At 65.2% G+C, this 431-nt stretch carries 1 pseudogene; it reads left to right on the forward strand.

Annotated features, from left to right (window positions below):
• A pseudogene (locus DID98_RS35570) lies at nt 1-363 on the forward strand (MFS transporter); the annotation flags it as partial.
• Nucleotides 364-431 lie beyond the last annotated feature (68 nt).

Raw genomic sequence — 431 nt, forward strand, 5'->3', positions numbered from 1 at the left:
CGCGAGCGCCGCTTCCATCTCGCGGTGCCGATGCTGATCGCGGCGGCGGGCTTCGCGACGTTGCCGATGCTCGGCAGCGTCAGCGCAGCGATCGTGTGCCTGAGCATTGCGTCCGCCGGCATTCTGGCGTCGTCGTCGCAGTTCTGGTCGCTGCCCACGGCGCTGCTCGGCGGGATGTCGGCGGCGGCGGGCATCGCCGCGGTCAACTGCTTTGCCAATCTCGCCGGCTTCTTCTCGCCGGCGATCGTCGGCTGGCTGAACGATCTGACCGGCAAGTCCACCGCCGGACTCATCTTCATCTCCGTCGCGATTACGTTTGGCGCGCTGCTGGTGTTCCTCGTGCCGCGCTCCGTTAATCGCTGATCACCGCCGATTCGACCTGCATGCCTTCCGATCCAATACTGGAGCCAACGATGGATACCGAAACCATT

The organism is Burkholderia sp. Bp8984, assembly GCF_003853755.1.
Taxonomy (GTDB): domain Bacteria; phylum Pseudomonadota; class Gammaproteobacteria; order Burkholderiales; family Burkholderiaceae; genus Burkholderia.